The sequence below is a fragment of the Vibrio sp. Vb1554 genome (assembly GCF_033344235.1).
On the sequence record NZ_JAWPOJ010000424.1, the window covers coordinates 1 to 1069 of the forward strand.

The following is a 1069-nucleotide window of genomic DNA, read 5'->3' on the forward strand; positions in this document are numbered from 1 at the left end:
ATTCTCGCTTGACGAATATAATCCCAGTTGGAGTCCGTCAGCATCACACGGCAATCGTATTTGCTGATCGCCTGCGCCAGCGTGCGGGCCACATCATTAGCACCGATAATCAAAAAACCTTTAGGTGCGGGTTCGGCCAAGCCGAGTGCCACTGCCATGGGCCGCGCCGAAGCGCTTTGCAACACCACAGTGCCGATGATCACCATGAAGGTTAGTGGCACCAGTAATGCTGCTTCAGACATGCCAAGCGAGTCCAACTTGATGGCGAAGAGCGAGGAGATGGACGCCGCGACAATACCGCGCGGCGCGACCCAAGCGAGAAAGCTTTTTTCCTTGAAGCTGAGAGAGCTGCGCAGCGTGGCAATAAAAATCGAAGCTGGACGTGACACCAACTGGATAAACACAAATAGCAACAGCGCACTGATGCCCAAAGTGGCGAAGTCGTCCGCTTTGATTCTGGCCGCCAGCAGAATAAACAGCCCAGTGATAAATAAGATGGTGAGGTGCTCTTTAAAATGCAGAATTTGCTGAATGTTGATGTCTTTCGCGTTGGCAAGCCACATACCCATCACGGTAACGGTTAATAACCCCGCTTCTGATTCGATGTGGTTAGAGACCGAAAATACGCCCAGTACCACCATTAAAACCGCAAAAGGCTGCAAGTATTCCGGCAACCACGCTCGACGCAATACCGTCGCCACGGCTGCACCAGACGCCACACCTAAAATGACACCTACGGCAATAATGGTGCCAAAGACTTCCATGCTGTTTACGGCGCTGTGCGACACGATAAACTCATACACCATCACCACAAACAGCGCACCAAGAGGGTCGATTAAGATCCCTTCCCAGCGCAAAATATTGGCAAGTGTACTGTTAGGCCTTACCGTCCGAAGCAGCGGCACGATAACTGTCGGCCCCGTGACGACGGTTAAGCTGCCGAACAACATGGCGAGCTCCCATGTAAAGCCAAGGAAATAGTGTGTCGCAACACTGGTTGCCGCCCACGAAATGATCGCCCCGATGGAAACAATGCTCCATACCGAACCACTCACGCCACGAATTTCTT

General features: G+C 52.4%; 1 protein-coding gene. It reads right to left on the bottom strand.

The window, feature by feature from the left end; genetic code table 11:
- The coding region (locus R8N28_RS26785) for a sodium:proton antiporter (RefSeq protein WP_318183865.1) at window positions 1-1069 on the bottom strand (1069 nt) is incomplete at both ends.